This window comes from Sporosarcina luteola, assembly GCF_023715245.1.
Taxonomy (GTDB): Bacteria; Bacillota; Bacilli; order Bacillales_A; family Planococcaceae; genus Sporosarcina; species Sporosarcina luteola_C.
On the sequence record NZ_JAMBNV010000001.1, the window covers coordinates 1,906,172 to 1,921,458 of the forward strand.

The 15,287-nt window shown below is 45.5% G+C and carries 16 protein-coding genes; all 16 read right to left on the reverse strand.

The genetic code is table 11. The features are described from left to right. Positions 1-110: 110 nt before the first annotated feature. On the reverse strand, positions 111-410 hold the full coding sequence (locus tag M3152_RS09160; protein WP_251694832.1) for an EscU/YscU/HrcU family type III secretion system export apparatus switch protein: 300 nt from the start codon (positions 408-410) through the stop codon (positions 111-113). Continuing rightward, positions 407-2,203 carry a hypothetical protein gene (locus tag M3152_RS09165; protein WP_251694833.1) on the reverse strand — a complete coding sequence of 599 codons (1,797 nt, stop codon included), beginning with the start codon at positions 2,201-2,203 and terminating at the stop codon, positions 407-409. Before M3152_RS09165 ends, M3152_RS09160 begins: the two co-directional genes overlap by 4 nt. Positions 2,204-2,206: 3 nt before the next feature. After that, positions 2,207-2,977 carry a ribonuclease HII gene (locus M3152_RS09170; RefSeq protein WP_251694834.1) on the reverse strand — a complete coding sequence of 257 codons (771 nt, stop codon included), beginning with the start codon at positions 2,975-2,977 and terminating at the stop codon, positions 2,207-2,209. Between the two features lie 107 nt (positions 2,978-3,084). After that, positions 3,085-3,963, reverse strand: a complete 879-nt coding sequence (gene ylqF, locus M3152_RS09175) for a ribosome biogenesis GTPase YlqF (RefSeq protein ID WP_251694835.1) — start codon at positions 3,961-3,963, stop codon at positions 3,085-3,087. A gap of 17 nt (positions 3,964-3,980) precedes the next feature. Beyond that, positions 3,981-4,538: a signal peptidase I gene (gene lepB, locus M3152_RS09180; protein WP_251694836.1), complete on the reverse strand. Its 558-nt coding sequence runs from the start codon at positions 4,536-4,538 to the stop codon at positions 3,981-3,983. A 257-nt stretch (positions 4,539-4,795) separates the two neighbouring features. After that, on the reverse strand, positions 4,796-5,140 hold the full coding sequence (gene rplS / locus M3152_RS09185) for a 50S ribosomal protein L19 (RefSeq protein WP_251623953.1): 345 nt from the start codon (positions 5,138-5,140) through the stop codon (positions 4,796-4,798). A 269-nt stretch (positions 5,141-5,409) separates the two neighbouring features. Next, a complete protein-coding gene (gene trmD, locus M3152_RS09190; RefSeq protein ID WP_251694837.1) occupies positions 5,410-6,153 on the reverse strand; it encodes a tRNA (guanosine(37)-N1)-methyltransferase TrmD in 744 nt (247 codons plus the stop codon). Beyond that, the gene (rimM, locus tag M3152_RS09195) at positions 6,150-6,665 is read right to left on the reverse strand and encodes a ribosome maturation factor RimM (RefSeq protein WP_251694838.1); all 516 of its coding nucleotides are present in this window, start codon (positions 6,663-6,665) and stop codon (positions 6,150-6,152) included. The genes trmD and rimM overlap by 4 nt, the downstream gene beginning before the upstream one ends. Before the next feature lie 156 nt (positions 6,666-6,821). Next, entirely contained in the window at positions 6,822-7,055 is a 234-nt protein-coding gene (locus M3152_RS09200) for a KH domain-containing protein (protein WP_251623949.1), read from the reverse strand. A 15-nt stretch (positions 7,056-7,070) separates the two neighbouring features. After that, positions 7,071-7,343 (reverse strand): 30S ribosomal protein S16, encoded by a 273-nt coding sequence (gene rpsP, locus M3152_RS09205; RefSeq protein WP_060209070.1) that lies wholly within the window; start codon positions 7,341-7,343, stop codon positions 7,071-7,073. A gap of 112 nt (positions 7,344-7,455) precedes the next feature. Then, positions 7,456-8,811 (reverse strand): signal recognition particle protein, encoded by a 1,356-nt coding sequence (gene ffh / locus M3152_RS09210; protein ID WP_251694839.1) that lies wholly within the window; start codon positions 8,809-8,811, stop codon positions 7,456-7,458. 11 nt (positions 8,812-8,822) lie between these two features. Then, entirely contained in the window at positions 8,823-9,155 is a 333-nt protein-coding gene (locus tag M3152_RS09215; protein ID WP_251694840.1) for a putative DNA-binding protein, read from the reverse strand. Positions 9,156-9,249: 94 nt separating this feature from the next. Then, entirely contained in the window at positions 9,250-10,239 is a 990-nt protein-coding gene (ftsY, locus tag M3152_RS09220; RefSeq protein ID WP_251694841.1) for a signal recognition particle-docking protein FtsY, read from the reverse strand. A 34-nt stretch (positions 10,240-10,273) separates the two neighbouring features. Next, complete coding sequence (gene smc, locus M3152_RS09225; RefSeq protein ID WP_251694842.1) at positions 10,274-13,831, reverse strand: chromosome segregation protein SMC; 3,558 nt, start codon at positions 13,829-13,831, stop codon at positions 10,274-10,276. 2 nt (positions 13,832-13,833) lie between these two features. After that, positions 13,834-14,601, reverse strand: coding sequence for a ribonuclease III (rnc, locus tag M3152_RS09230; RefSeq protein WP_251694843.1), 768 nt, complete (start codon positions 14,599-14,601; stop codon positions 13,834-13,836). 221 nt (positions 14,602-14,822) lie between these two features. Further along, positions 14,823-15,059: an acyl carrier protein gene (locus M3152_RS09235; RefSeq protein ID WP_251695299.1), complete on the reverse strand. Its 237-nt coding sequence runs from the start codon at positions 15,057-15,059 to the stop codon at positions 14,823-14,825. Between the last annotated feature and the right edge of the window lie 228 nt (positions 15,060-15,287).

Sequence of the window (15,287 nt, forward strand, 5' to 3'; positions counted from 1 at the left end):
AACTTGTAGCTCATAATTTACTGCCGTATCCATTGTAGTAAAGATGTAAAATAATGTCCACACTTGTTGTTGCCATATAAGCATTTTTTGATATCTTTTGATAGTTTCCGTCATTTTACCCTATTATTCTTCCGTGAACCATGCTCCCGGTCCACCTGGTAGATATATGCAAACACCTCTGCTACCGCTTGGTACAGTTGTTCAGGAATCGTTTCATCCACTTCGAGCTGCCCTAGCAATTCTACAAGAGTCGGATCTTCCTGGATCGGAACATCGTGTTCTTTCGCCTTCTCCAAAATGTTTTCGGCAATCTTCCCTTTACCTTTGGCGACAACCTTCGGGGCATCTCCTGCCTTTGGATCATAGGAAAGCGCAATTGCCTCTTTACGGGAATGTTTCTGTTCTGTCATATCCGGAAGTCAACTCCACCCTGTTCCGACATTTTATCATTCCGCCTTTTGGTTTCCCTGTTTCCTTCTTCTTCAAATTGTTTAAAGGTAACTCCTGACAATCTATAATCTACCGATTCAAGGCCATCTTTCAATTTCATTTGCAATAGACCGCCAATTTCCCGCAGTTGATAATTCTCGTTGAAAACCGTTATCGCGACGACCCGGTTTTGAACTTGCATATCCACGACCGTCTTGTCGATCGATTCCAATTCCAAGTAAAACAGGATCCTGGCGAAATCCGCATCGATTTTTCCATCCGCCTTCTTCCTCCCATTCCACTGAATTGTTGCATCGACCCGTTTACCGAGGAATTCCAGGGGCAGCTGCATGACAATCTGTTGGTTTACCCCCGTGTCACCGGACTGTATGAGCGAGCCATTCATTCTCGCAACCATTGTTTCTGCCGCATCACGCAATGCAGGAGATACTGCACTGTCATGTAACAGCGCCACCAATTGAGGTTTCAACATATCCATCGTCTTTGCGATATCATGATTCCCGCTCAACAGTCCCGCTTCATAATTGAAGCCCAGGGATTTAAAAAGGCTTTGCATTGCTTCTTTCATAACCTTTCCGTCAATCGCTTGTTCAACTATAGTTTGAGCTCCTTGCATTAACTCCTTCGCTACTGGCATCGATGATTGCTCCATCATACGGTACAGTTCCGGAATTCTCGCGCGAGCATTATCGGGCAACAATAACTTGAGGACAGCTGAGGCTTCGTCATCCGAAAAAAAAGGCATGGATTGGATATGTTCAGCAACTAGACGCATGATTTTTCCGGCTTGTTCACCCGCTTGAAAGCTCCTTGTTTCGACCGATCGATTAGGTTCCATTTCGTCTAGTAAGCCGATCAACTGCAACTTATACGCCTGTTGTAAGACAGGGTCGTTTTGAATCAAATCTTTTATTTGTCCTGCTCCTGCCACCCGCTCCGCCATTGTCGTATCAATTATTGTTTGTAAATTGGCAAGTGTCGTGCTTGCAGGCATGATTCCGGAGCTTTTTAGCAATTGCAATACTTGGAATCGTTCCTCACGGGGGATACTTTCGTCTAGCAATTTTAGCACAGCCCCGCTTACCAATGCCTTTTCCGCAGCAGAAACGGCAATCCTGCCTGCATCACCCACCGTTGCAAGAATTCTTTCCTTTGATTGCATTGGTATGCCTGTATCAGTGAGTAGCGCATTTCTTAAAGCAGTCAAGCCATCGTGCAAGCCTTCCTTTTTCTCCACCCCTAAAAGTGAATTGAAGTTAAACTCATTTAACGGAAGTTTCAACTCCACCAATTTCTGGATAGCATCATGAGCCTCATTTTGCAATGATGGTGGGACGGTTTTCAAAAGTTCTACAGCATTCAACAAAATATCCTTGGAAACAGGAAGTCTATCCTTCAAAAAATGGTTCAATACAGTAACCATTTCCGGTGATTTCGGAAGTTGCATCGAGTCTATCAAGTTGGTCATTTGCTTCGCTTGTCCTTCCGTTGCTTGTAAAGGGCCGGATACGACTATGATTTGCAGTTCAGGGGTGACCGATTTCACTTGAAAATAATAGGCGTCGCCCGCCTTCATGGGAACTTCCAGTTTGGCCATCAATTTTTGGCCTCCGATTTGCACTTCAGCCATCTGTCCCGGGAAAAGCTGTTTTATCTGCCCGTGGAACATTTGGCCTTCCCGCATTGTCAACGGCAGTTGTGAGACAGGGATGGACTGGTTGCTCAAGCGAGGAATCGATGAATTGTTCAACACACGTCACCTTCCTTCCAAAATCGATTTGACAGGCTCGAACGTTTTTCTATGGTGGTGGCACGGTCCATGGAGATGGAGGGCTTCCACGTGCTCCGCAGTGCCGTAGCCGACGTTCTTGTTGAAGTTGTACACCGGGAACTCCTCATGAATTAGATTCATCAATTGATCCCGCGTCGTCTTCGCGAGAATGGAGGCTGCGGCTATCGCAAGACTTTGAGCATCCCCTTTGATAATGGATTCAGACCTGCAGACCACTTGAAGCTTCATGGCATCCGCCAAGACGATTTCCGGACGGGTTTCTAATGCGCTTACTGCCTTTTCCATTGATTCCCGAGTTGCGGCATAAATGTTCATTTCATCGATTCTTTCTGCTGATTGAATATGTATTGAATAGCTGATTGCGACCTCTTTAATAATCGCAGATAATCGATCTCTTTCTTGGATGGATATTTTTTTTGAATCATTGAGTCCTAGCAGACCAGGTACTTCTTCAGGTAATATGACGGCGGCACAAACAACAGGTCCTGCCAATGGGCCTCTTCCTGCTTCATCTACTCCTGCGACGAGTGCTCCATCGTATGTTTTAAAACTGTTGTCGAACTGGATTTTGTCTTGCAGCATTTGTTCCAACAGCTGTTTCTTTTCGTACTGGCGATACCATTTTCGCAGTTCTGTTTTGACGCCTGCGCGATGATCGTCCTCTAGTTTATTCATCCACGGCTCTGGATCGGAAGTCTGTTGCAGCAGATTAGAGATTTCTTTGATTGTTTTCATCTTTTCACCTTCTATTATGTATAACATATTTTGCAGTTTCTTTTTATATCGGACAGTATTCCTGATTGTGATTGCTATTCAATAAGAAAAGGCCGATTGTCACGGGATTATTCCGTGACTTCATCGACCTGTTTTAATAAATCAGACGTAAAATCGAAAGTCAGCTTGCCAAGCAGCTCACTGCGGATGTCTTGGATAATCAGTTCAGCCACTTTGTCATAATCGATTTCGCCACCTTGTGTATACGCCTTTCGGGACTCCCCGATCACATCAAAGACCTTTTGTATATCTTCACCTACAGAGGTGATGCCATAACGCTTTTCAAGACGCTCAGGATAATGCTCCTCCAGAAAGCGGAGTCCATAGACTGCCAGGTTTTCCATATTGACGATCGTGTCCTTGATTGCACCTGTCAACGCAAGTTTATACCCTACGGCTTGGTCTTCAAATTTCGGCCAAAGGATTCCCGGCGTATCAAGCAATTCAAGTTCCTTCTCGAATTTGATCCATTGCTGGGCTTTCGTGACACCCGGCTTATTACCTGTTTTTGCAATATTTTTCTTTGCGAGCCGGTTGATCAACGTCGACTTCCCGACGTTAGGAATTCCAACAATCATGGCGCGGATCGCCCCAGGTCGAATACCCCTCTTTTTCAAGCGTTCAATTTTCGGTGCCAGTATTTCCTTTGCTGCCTTTGTTACGGTTTGCAGCCCTTTTCCTTCAAAGGAATTTATGGCGACTGCCCGGATACCTTCTGATTCGAAGTGTCTGATCCATCGCTCCGTCTCCTTCTCATCAGCTAGGTCCATCTTATTCAAAATAAGCAGTCTCGGTTTTTGCTGGATGACTTCATCAATCATCGGGTTTCTCGATGAAAGGGGCAATCGGGCGTCGATTAACTCGAATACGATGTCGACGAGTTTCAATTGTTCCGTCACTTCACGTCTAGCTTTGGCCATATGGCCCGGAAACCATTGTATGGTCATAGTTTCATCCCCTTCCTTCAGTCCACCTTGCCGAAATCACTGATCGGCCAGAATATGAATTTTGTGCTTCCTATGATTTCATCAATCGGCACTGCTCCGATATGTCTTGAATCTTTACTCTTTCGGCGATTATCGCCCATAACGAAGACATGGCCTTCAGGGACCGTCTGCATACCGATCTTCTCTTCCAGCGTGAAATCTTCGGTCAAAGTTCCATCGGGAATTTCTTCTTTATATTGATCAAGATAGGTTTCTTCGTACGGTTGATCATTAATGTATAGAATATCGTCCTTATATTCCACTTTATCGCCCGGAAGACCGATGACCCTCTTAATATAATCCTTCTTTTCGGGTGCATGGAAGACGACAATATCAAAACGATCTGGTTTTCCGAGTGTGTAACCGATTTTATTGACAATCATTTTATCGCCGTGTTCAAGTGTGGGCATCATTGAAATACCATCCACAACAATCGGTGTGAATAAAAATATACGGATGATTGCCGCCAGTCCAAACGCAATTAAAAGCGCTTTAATCCATTCCCAAGTTTCATTTTTCTTCTTCTCTTCATTCATCACAAAGCCTCCCGCCAAGTCACTATCCTTATTGTACAGTCTATTCATTTTTGAGGCAAAAACAAAAGCGCAGTGCGCCTGAATAGAGACGATAGGCATAAGGCAGATCTGCGAAACGGCGCACTTTGCCGTGTAGCAGAGCTGACTTATGACCGAGTCTCTGGCGCACGGAGCTGGAGGAAAAAAGAAAGGAGACCAACTTTTTGGTCTCCTCATGAATAGGAAACAGCGGAGATGCAATCCCCGCTGTTTGAATTTTATCGGATTTCTTTGATACGTGCAGCTTTTCCGCGAAGGTTGCGAAGGTAGTACAATTTCGCACGACGGACTTTACCGCGACGAGTAACTTCAAGTTTAGCGATTTTCGGTGTGTGTACAGGGAATGTACGCTCAACACCTACACCGTTGGAGATTTTACGGACTGTGAAAGTTTCACTGATTCCGCCTCCACGACGCTTGATGACAACTCCTTCGAAGAGCTGGATACGCTCGCGCGTGCCCTCAACGATTTTCACGTGCAAGCGGACAGTGTCCCCAGGACGGAAATCAGGATGGTCTGAACGAAGTTGGTCTTTTGTTACTTCTGCAATAATGTTTTGCATTTTTTTCTCTCCTTATCCACAGATGCTCTTGCACCTCTTGCGTTTGCAGCGGAACACCAGTCAGTATGTACTCCCTATAGAAGTACAAAGTAGATATTATCATAAAGCGACAGTGTGTGCAAGTGTGAAAAGTTGATTTCCGCTGCAGGCGGACGCTTTCCGCGGGCACGGCTTCAGCCGCTTCCCTCGCTTCGCTCAGTCCAGGGTCTTCAGCTCGCGCTGTTCCCGCTGGAGTCGCCGCCTTTCGCTACAATCAACGGAGCTTCCTATCAATTGGACTCCTCACTTATTAGCTGCTTTAACACTTTCTGTTGATGTTCTGTTAATGGAGCGTCTTCCAGTAGGTCTCTTCTGCGTTCGAATGTGCGTCTTAGTGATTGTTCTTGACGCCATTTTTCGATTTCGCCGTGGTTTCCTGATAATAGGACATCAGGAACTTTCATTCCATTGAATTCAGCAGGTCTTGTGTATTGGGGATGCTCGAGGAGACCTGTCGAGAATGAATCATGGACAGGGGAATCTGTATTACCCAAAACATTCGGCAAGAGTCTGACGACGCTGTCGATGATGGCCATGGATGCTATCTCCCCGCCGGTCAGAACGAAGTCGCCGAGGGATATCTCATCTGTTACGAGATGTTCACGTATACGCTCGTCATAGCCCTCATAATGCCCGCAAAGGAATACAAGATGTTCTTCCTTGGAAAGTTCTTCTGCCTGTTTCTGATTGAATCTGACGCCTTGTGGGCACATGAGGATGACTCGCGGTTTCTTCGACGTATCGAGGGCGAGCGATTCGACCGCTGCAAATAGCGGTTCGGGCTTCAAAACCATCCCCGCGCCGCCACCATATGGATAGTCGTCCACTTTATGATGCTTGTTCCCAGAGAAGTCCCTGAAATCCGTCACTTTAAAAGAAACGGCTTCATTCTCCTGTGCCTTCTTCATGATGGAGGAGTGGAGAACTCCTTCGAACATTTCGGGAAACAACGAGAGAACGTCTATTTTCATCATGACAGTAGTCCTTCCATCGGTTCGATGATGATTTGTTTCTTCTCAATATCAATTTCTTTGACGACATCTTCAATATAAGGGATGTAATGCGGTTTTCCAGTCTTCGGTGTGACAGTCCATACATCATTGGCGCCTGTCGCCAGTATATCCGTCACTTCACCGAGCTCTTCACCAACATCCGTATAAACAGTACATCCGATGATTTCGTGGTAGTAAAACTCCCCTTCATCAAGATCACCAAGTTGCTTCTCGGACACCTTTAATAATCCGTCCCGATATTTCTCAACATCGTTGATATTGATATGGCCTTCAAAAGTGAGAAGGTCGAAGTTCTTATGGCGGCGGTGGCTTGCTACAATCAACTTAATCGGCTTTTTTTCATTCGGCATGAATAAAGTGAGTTCATTTCCGACCGCATACCTTTCATCCGGGAAATCAGTACGCGAGATGACACGCACTTCCCCTTGTATTCCATGTGTGTTGACAATTTTACCAACGTTGAACCATTGCATACAATACACCTTCCTTTTCATTAGGGACATGGATGCATTCCTTAAGCTTAAGTAGACAAAAAAGGAAGGAACATGAGCTCCCTCCTTTTTTGTGTTGGTTTCCCGGGTACGGCATTAGCCAATCCGCGTAAACCTGTTGTTCAAGACTGATTTCCATCATTCGATGATATCAAGGTAAACTTTCTTACCGTGGCGACTTCCTGCTGCTGAATAAACAATAGTTCGTATCGCCTTGGCGACACGCCCCTGCTTTCCGATCACTTTCCCCATATCTTCGGGATTAACGGAAAGTTTGTAAGTGACACGATGATGTTGCTCATCTTTGTCGACCTGAACATCTCCGGGATGATCGACCAAAGGTTTGACAATCGTTTCAATCAGCTGCTTCATGTCCACCCCTCCTGATTACTTACCGTATTTAGCGTTGTGGAATTTCTCCATGATGCCTTGTTCTGAGAACAGGTTACGAACTGTATCAGATGGTTTAGCACCGTTTTGAAGCCATTTAAGAGCCAATTCTTCATCGATTTTCACTTCAGCAGGTTTTGTAAGCGGGTTGTAAGTACCTACTGTTTCGATTTGACGGCCATCACGTGGTGAACGTGAATCTGCTACAACAATACGATAGAAAGGAGTTTTCTTTGCTCCCATACGTTTAAGACGAATTTTTACTGACATTTTTTCTTGCACCTCCGAATAGTTTCACACAAGATAGTATATTATCAAGGTTTTTCATGTTTGTAAAGTGTTTTTTCTTAACACCTTAAAATTACGCTGAAGTTCAGCATTTTCACCTGAATAAAGAGTCGAATCCAGGCATTTTCATCTTCTTTTTACCCTTTTGTTGCATGTTGGTCATCTGCTTGACCATCTTCTTCATATCTTCAAATTGCTTTAGGAGTCGGTTCACTTCCTGTATTGAAGTACCGGAACCCTTCGCAATCCTCTTACGTCTGCTCGCATTGATAATTTCAGGTGTCGTGCGTTCTGCTGTTGTCATCGATCGGATGACCGCTTCGACGCGGCCCATCTGACTCTCGTCAACTTGAGCGTTTTCAAGCCCTTTAATTTTATTCATACCAGGCATCATCTTCAAGATTTCATCCAAAGGGCCCATCTTTTTCACTTGCTGAAGTTGATCCAAAAAGTCGTCGAGCGTGAATGTTTGCGTACGGAATTTCTGTTCAAGCTCTTTCGCCTTTTCTTCGTCGACATTTTCCTGCGCTTTTTCGATAAGTGACATGACATCGCCCATCCCTAAAATCCGGGAGGCCATACGTTCTGGATGGAACGGCTCCAAGGCATCCATCTTTTCACCCATACCGACGAACTTGATCGGCTTTTGAGTAACAGAGCGGATAGATAATGCAGCACCGCCTCGTGTGTCACCGTCCAGTTTCGTCAAAACGACTCCTGTTATGCCGATCGCTTCGTCAAATGACTTTGCTACATTGACGGCATCCTGTCCCGTCATTGCATCCACTACAAGGAATACTTCATCTGGCTTGCTTAATTCCCTGATATCCTTCAATTCCTGCATTAGATTTTCATCGACATGCAAACGTCCCGCCGTATCGATGATGACGACGTCGTGATGTTCCTTTTCCGCTTCTGCAATCGCTTGGCGTGCAATTTCAACCGGGGAGACATCCGTGCCCAACGAAAAGACAGGCAACGTCAATTGTTTTCCGAGCGTCTCCAATTGCTGGATTGCTGCCGGACGATACACGTCTGCTGCCACCAGTAACGGCTTTTTATTATGGCGTTTACGAAGGACTGTCGCGAGCTTTCCTGTCGTAGTCGTTTTCCCCGCCCCTTGCAAGCCGACCATCATAATGACAGTTGGTGCTTTCCTTGCGAATTGGATCGGATTCTGCTCTCCGCCCATCAAGTTCGTCAATTCGTCCTTGACAATTTTCACGACTTGTTGGCCGGGTGTCAGGCTCTTCATGACGTCCTGGCCGACAGCCCGCTCACTGACCGTCTTGACGAATTCTTTTACGACCTTCAAGTTGACGTCTGCTTCAATAAGCGCAAATCGCACTTCGCGCATCATTTCCTTGACGTCGACTTCACTAATCTTACCTTTGCCCTTTATTTTCTGAAGCGTCCCTTGCAGGCGCTGGGCCAAACCTTCAAATGCCATGCATAGACCCCCTATTCATGATCTTTCAATGTGTTCAACAGCATCCGTACTTCCTTGGATGCATCATCATTCCCGAGCACAAGCTGTTCAAGCCTCTCGATGATCTCCATCCGGTTCCGGAACTTGGAGAAAAGTTTCAATTTTTCTTCGTAGTCTTCCAGCATCGCTTCTGTTCTTCGGACATTGTCGTAGACAGCTTGTCTCGACACTCCGTATTCTTCGGCAATTTCACCGAGTGACAGGTCGTCGAGGTAATAGAGTTGCATGTAAATCCGTTGTTTTTCGGTCAACAGTGTCTGATAGAAGTCATAGAGGAAGTTGACGCGTGTCGTTTTTTCAAGCATAGCGCTTCGCCCCCTCTGCTAATCTTAGTATGCCGGAATTGAACTGTCAAGTAAATTTACTTGATGCAAAAGGAGAGCGCTTAGCTAAAACGCCTTATTCTTCAGCTTCTTTTTCAAGTCCATCTGCAAAGAGTCCATATACGTATTTTTCCGGATCGAATGGTTGCAGGTCATCCATACCTTCTCCAAGACCAACAAATTTTACCGGGATATTAAGTTTATTGCGGATCGCTAAAACAATTCCGCCTTTAGCAGTCCCGTCAAGCTTCGTAAGGACGATACCAGTGACATTCGTCGCCTCTTTGAACGTCTGCGCCTGGATTAAGGCATTTTGGCCCGTCGTAGCGTCAAGTGCAAGAAGGACTTCATGCGGGGCCCCTTCAATTTCCTTGCCGATTACACGGTGGACTTTCTCGAGTTCATTCATCAAGTTCACTTTGTTTTGCAATCTGCCAGCAGTATCGCAGATCAATACATCCACCTTTCGGCTTTTCGCAGCGTGAATCGCGTCATACATGACTGCAGCGGGATCTGAGCCTTCCGACTGTCTGATTACTTCGACGCCGACACGCTCGCCCCAAACGACTAGCTGATCGATCGCTCCTGCTCGGAATGTATCTCCGGCCGCAAGCATGACGGTCTTTCCTTCTTCTTTGAGACGTGCTGCAAGCTTCCCAATTGTCGTCGTCTTTCCTACCCCGTTGACACCTACCATCAAAATGACAGTCAAATCCTCTTGCATATTCAGATCGGTGTCCAGTTCCTCACCAGCCTTATATATTTCCACGAGTTTTTCGGAAATGACCGATTGGATTCCTTCTGTGTTTTTGATGTTTTTCCTTTGAACTTCCCATCGTAATTGATCGACAAGTTCCATGACCGTTTCGACGCCTACATCCGCCTGCAATAGCAGTTCCTCGAGTTCTTCGAAAAACTCTTCATCGACTTCACGGAAACGTGCTACAAGGTCATTCACTTTAGAGGTGAATGAATTCCTGGTCTTTGAAAGACCGTCCTTGAATTTCTCAGTTACCGTTTCATTAGTGCCTGTAATTTTCTCTTTCAGTTTCTTAAAAAAAGTCAATCCGACTCTCTCCTTTTCCTATTCCTGTCAATGATTATCCCAACACTTCAGCGGGAACTTCGGAGAGCTTCACGGAAATCAGCTTCGATACTCCCGATTCCTGCATTGTAATTCCATACAAAACATCGGCCCCTTCCATCGTCCCTTTCCGATGGGTGATGACGATGAATTGGGTGTCGTCCGAAAACTTCTTTAAATATTTACTGTAACGGATGACATTCGCTTCGTCGAGCGCCGCTTCGACTTCATCCAAAATGCAGAATGGTACCGGCCGCACTTCGATGATTGAAAACAGCAATGTAATCGCCGTGAGCGCCCTCTCACCGCCGGATAACAGGCTCAAGTTCTGCAACTTTTTGCCTGGAGGCCTTGCGACGATTTCAACCCCCGTTTCCAGCAAGTTGTCAGGCTGTGTAAGGATCAAATCCGCATCCCCGCCGCCGAACATTTCTTTAAAGACGACATGGAATCGATTTCTTACCGCATTGAATGTCGTACCGAATCGCATTTCCATTTCACGGTCCATTTCGGACATCGCTTCATTGAGTGTGCTTTTCGCTTCCAGTAAATCGTTCCGTTGTTCAGTTAAAAATGCATGGCGCTCAGACACTTCTTTGAATTCCTGGATTGCACTCGGATTGACGGAACCGAGCGACTCGATTTCGCTCTTTAATTCGTCGACCCTACTTCTTGTTGCTTCCACATCAAAATCGCTTCCTGCTTCGAAATCAGGATAAAGTCCATATTCATCCAAAAGGCGATCTGTGATGGATTCGTATTTCACTTCAAGACGTGAAACGGCAACATTGATTTCATTTAGAGAAGAAACTGCCTTCCCTTCATCGAGGCGAATACATTTTAATGTTTCCGCCTGTTTTTCTAGGGCAGATGCAATTTGACTCCTACTGTTTCGTTCATCAGACAGGGATTGTTCAATCGTGGATTTCTCCGTCGCGGATCTATCTATATGAGCCGCGATTTCCTCCGGCGTTAGATCGATGCCCAATTCATGTTCGGTGTAAATATCCCGATCGACTTCCAGGGCAGACATTTTCTGCTCTAGTTGACTCAGTGTTTGCTCCATATCCGAAATTGTTGTCTGTTGGTGCCCTTTCTGTTCCCGTAGGATGGCCGCCTGCTCACGAAGCTCACTATTTTTGGTCATCAATGCCGCTTCCTCGTTCCGTCGATTCGCAGCCAACCGCTCCAGTGTTTCAACTTCTTTTTGAGTGGAATCCAGTGAGGATCTGATCCATTCATGCCGTTCGAGCAATGCCTTTTTCCTGTTCGAAAGTTCCGCGCCCACGTTTTCCGAGCCGGCGATCCCTCTTTCGGCTAATGAGATTTCAGATTCGATCGCCCTGATTTCCAAATCCAGTTCACGTAGAGCTGATTCTTTTGAAACCAATTCCTGCCTTACAGAATCCCGTAGTTGACGATATTTTTCCGTGTCATGCATATGCTGGGCGACGGACATTTTCGAATCACCGATTTTGCTGTTTGCAATCTCGATGGAAGCAGTCATTTTTGAAAGTTGTGCACTTAACGTCTCCAACTCCGCTTTTCTTGAAAATACGGTCGACTGCCCTTTCGCTCCACCCCCGGTAAGGGAACCACCGGCATTCACGACATCTCCGTCAAGTGTTACTATGCGGAATTTATATGCTAACATCTTGGCAATTGCGGAAGCTCCGACCAGCGTTTTTGCAACGATAGTCATGCCAAGAAGATTTTCAGTGATGATTGAAAAGGCGGAATCTGTCTTCACAAGCTGATCGGCCGTTCCGATAAACTCCGGATGTTGTTGCACAATACGGAGTGACGCAATTGGAAGTTTCCTAGATTTAATAACGTCACGTGGCAAAAACGTCGCACGACCGGCATTTCTCTGTTTCAAATAGCCAATCGCATTCCGAGCTTCTGATTCCGTAGATGTGACGATATGCTGCATCGCGCCGCCCAAAGCTGTTTCAATCGCTTTAATATGGGGGTCATCCACAGTAATGAGTTCTGCAACAGCCCCATCGACACCACGCAACTTGCCTTCTTTTGCTGCTATGAGTACGGCTCTGACACCTGAATAGAATCCTGAAAAATCTGCTTCCAAACTTTGTAGCGCACGCAATCGTCCTTGCATTTCGGACTGCTTGTTCGTCGCATTTTGCATGAATTGCTGCTGGATTCCCAGTTCTTCTTCAGCCTCGCGGTAGAGTTTTTCGGATTTTACAAATGCCGACTCCGCTTTCTCCTTTTTTTCCTGCAAGGAAGAAAGCTCGGCAGTTTGGATAGACCTTTTTCCGTACAACTCTTGGAGCTTGCTCTTTAACATGGAAGTTTGTTCCGATATACGGACTGTCGAAGTCTTTTCTCCTTGCATCCGTTCCTCAATATGCTTTAAATCATTCCGGATCGTCGCTTCTTCGTTCAGCATTTCAATATAGGATGACTTCAGTTCATCAATTTCCTCTTCGGTCTCTTTTGCCGACCTTTTCAGGATTTGGGCAATTTCATTCATTTCCGAATTAATTTTGTCCAAGGAAGATCCTGTAATGGTCAATTTCTCTCTTGCTGCCGCTAATTTGACAACAAGATCTTCTTTACCCTTTTTCGCATCAGCCAACTCTTGTCGAATCCTATTTAGCTGTTGCTCCGAATTTTTCTGCTTTTCAAGCGATAATAGCCGGCGACCTTCCCACTTTTCAGCTTCAGCACTAATTTCCACCAACTGCTTTTGGAGCGATTCAATATTTTGATCGGATTGCGCTAAACGAATCTTGTACACATTTGATTCTTGTTCTACTTTGGCGATTTCTGCCACCAATTGTTCGCGGTGCAACCTTTTTTCTTCGATCAGCTCAGTTTTCGCAATGATTTCATCACGTAATTTCGCTCCATCAAAATTCAGAAGACGGACATCGGCTTCCCTGATTTCTGTAGAAAGTACCTGATGTCTTTCTGCTGCTTCCGCGTTCTTTTCAAGCGGACCGATTCTTGAATCTAGTTCTTTGAGGATATCGAGGACACGATCCAAATTGTCCTCCGTTTCGAAAAGCTTATGTTCCGCCTTCCTTTTGCGTGTTTTATATTTCAACACACCTGCGGCCTCATCGAAAATACTTCTCCTATCCTCCGGCCGACTGTTCAGGATTTCGTCGACACGCCCTTGGGATATAATTGAGAATGCTTCCTTTCCTAACCCAGAATCCATGAAGACATCATTAATATCCTTCAAACGGCATTGTTGCCCGTTTAATAAGTAATTGCTTTCTCCCGAACGGAAGACCCGGCGGCTGACGCTTATTTCCGTGTAATCGAGCGGGAATAACCCGTTCGTGTTATCCAGGATCAGTGTCACTTCCGCAAAATTCAGCGGCTTGCGGGAATCGCTGCCTGCGAATATCACATCCTCCATCTTTGCACCGCGAAGGGATTTGGCGGACTGTTCACCGAGCACCCATCGGATTGCATCGGTTATATTACTTTTCCCACTGCCGTTAGGTCCTACAATGGCTGTTACGCCTGGGACGAAATCGATTCCGATCCTATCGGCAAATGATTTGAATCCAATAATTTCAACTCTTTTTAGAAACACAATCAGTTCTCCCCTTCGGCCTCATTTCCTTTTAATACTTGGATGGCTTGACGGGCCGCTTCCTGCTCGGCTTCTTTTTTCGATCTTCCGATTCCGGTACCAAGTTCACGATTTTCCAATCTTACGACGGTGACAAACTTTTTCGCATGCGCAGGACCCTTCTCTTCGACAATTTCATAATTCAAGCTGCCACTGTTCGTCTGTTGTACGATTTCCTGCAAGCGGCTTTTATAATCCATCACATGCGAAAAAGCACCGTCCCCGATTTTCGGGAATACAACCTTTTCAAGAAATTTGGTGACAGGTTCCATTCCCTGATCCAAAAACAACGCGCCGATATACGCTTCAAATACGTCTGCAAGTAATGCCGGACGCAATCTCCCGCCGGTCTGCTCCTCGCCTTTGCCAAGCAAGATGAAATCACCGAAGTGCAGTTCATTCGAAAACTTGACGAGTGATGGCTCACATACAATGGCTGCCCGCAGTTTCGTCAACTCGCCTTCGCTCATATTCGGTTCAGTCGCGTATAGGAATCGAGAAACACCGAGCTCCAGAACGGCATCTCCAAGGAATTCAAGCCTTTCATTATCCGTGAAATTTTTCCGACGGTGTTCGTTGACGTAGGACGAATGGGTGAATGCATTATAAAGAAGCGTTTCGTCTTTAAAATGGATGTCTAGGCGCCCTTGCAAGTCTTCAAATTTCTTTCGTACCTCGCTTTGAAGTGGAGCTGTTGGATATTTACTTTTTACATTCCGTTTGTTAGTCATCAAGATTCTGCCTTTCACTTCGTAGTCCATTTAATTTTACATTGTTCACGTCGTACATGCAAAACCGAAAAGAGATACTTTCATCCTTTTCAAGTCGCAAGAAAGGTTGAAAGCATCTCATTGGAAGTGCATCATATAGTGATGCACACATTTTTTCGGATATCTAATCAATTATGCCTCGGCGTAATTGCGTCGAGATATTGAATTGCGCTTAGATAAAATTAGTTCACTTTTTCTTCGATATATTTCACTGCATCGCCTACAGTTCCGATTTTTTCTGCATCATCATCGGAAATTTCCATATCGAATTCATCTTCTAATTCCATAACTAGCTCAACGACATCCAAAGAGTCTGCGCCGAGATCGTCTTTGAAAGAAGCTTCAGGTTTTACTTCGCTTTCATCGACACCAAGTCGGTCGACAACCACTTTCGTTACACGTTCAAGTACTGACACTATAGTCACCTCCTCTCAATGAAAATTCAACAAGAAGTCGCTCTACGTTACAGGCGGACGCTTTCCAATCGAACCACGAAGAGTTCGATTTGCCGTATTTCTGCGCTTTTTGCAGAAATTAAGGCAGGGGCTCCCCCAGGAAAAGCCGTAACGAAGAACGGCTTTTGCGAACAAAAGCGAAGCGTTGAGAGCACATCTTTGCACTTCGCCGCCTTCCACTACAAGCAACGG

Coding starts and splice junctions, on each gene's coding strand:
- rpsP (WP_060209070.1), bottom strand. CDS start 7,343: ATGTCAGTAAAAATTCGTCTTAAACGTATGGGAGCAAAGAAAACTCCT.
- M3152_RS09160 (WP_251694832.1), bottom strand. CDS start 410: ATGACAGAACAGAAACATTCCCGTAAAGAGGCAATTGCGCTTTCCTAT.
- M3152_RS09200 (WP_251623949.1), bottom strand. CDS start 7,055: ATGAAGCAGCTGATTGAAACGATTGTCAAACCTTTGGTCGATCATCCC.
- M3152_RS09215 (WP_251694840.1), bottom strand. CDS start 9,155: ATGCTTGAAAAAACGACACGCGTCAACTTCCTCTATGACTTCTATCAG.
- ylqF (WP_251694835.1), bottom strand. CDS start 3,963: ATGACCATACAATGGTTTCCGGGCCATATGGCCAAAGCTAGACGTGAA.
- lepB (WP_251694836.1), bottom strand. CDS start 4,538: ATGAATGAAGAGAAGAAGAAAAATGAAACTTGGGAATGGATTAAAGCG.
- M3152_RS09170 (WP_251694834.1), bottom strand. CDS start 2,977: ATGAAAACAATCAAAGAAATCTCTAATCTGCTGCAACAGACTTCCGAT.
- trmD (WP_251694837.1), bottom strand. CDS start 6,153: ATGATGAAAATAGACGTTCTCTCGTTGTTTCCCGAAATGTTCGAAGGA.
- rplS (WP_251623953.1), bottom strand. CDS start 5,140: ATGCAAAACATTATTGCAGAAGTAACAAAAGACCAACTTCGTTCAGAC.
- ffh (WP_251694839.1), bottom strand. CDS start 8,811: ATGGCATTTGAAGGTTTGGCCCAGCGCCTGCAAGGGACGCTTCAGAAA.
- rnc (WP_251694843.1), bottom strand. CDS start 14,601: ATGACTAACAAACGGAATGTAAAAAGTAAATATCCAACAGCTCCACTT.
- rimM (WP_251694838.1), bottom strand. CDS start 6,665: ATGCAATGGTTCAACGTTGGTAAAATTGTCAACACACATGGAATACAA.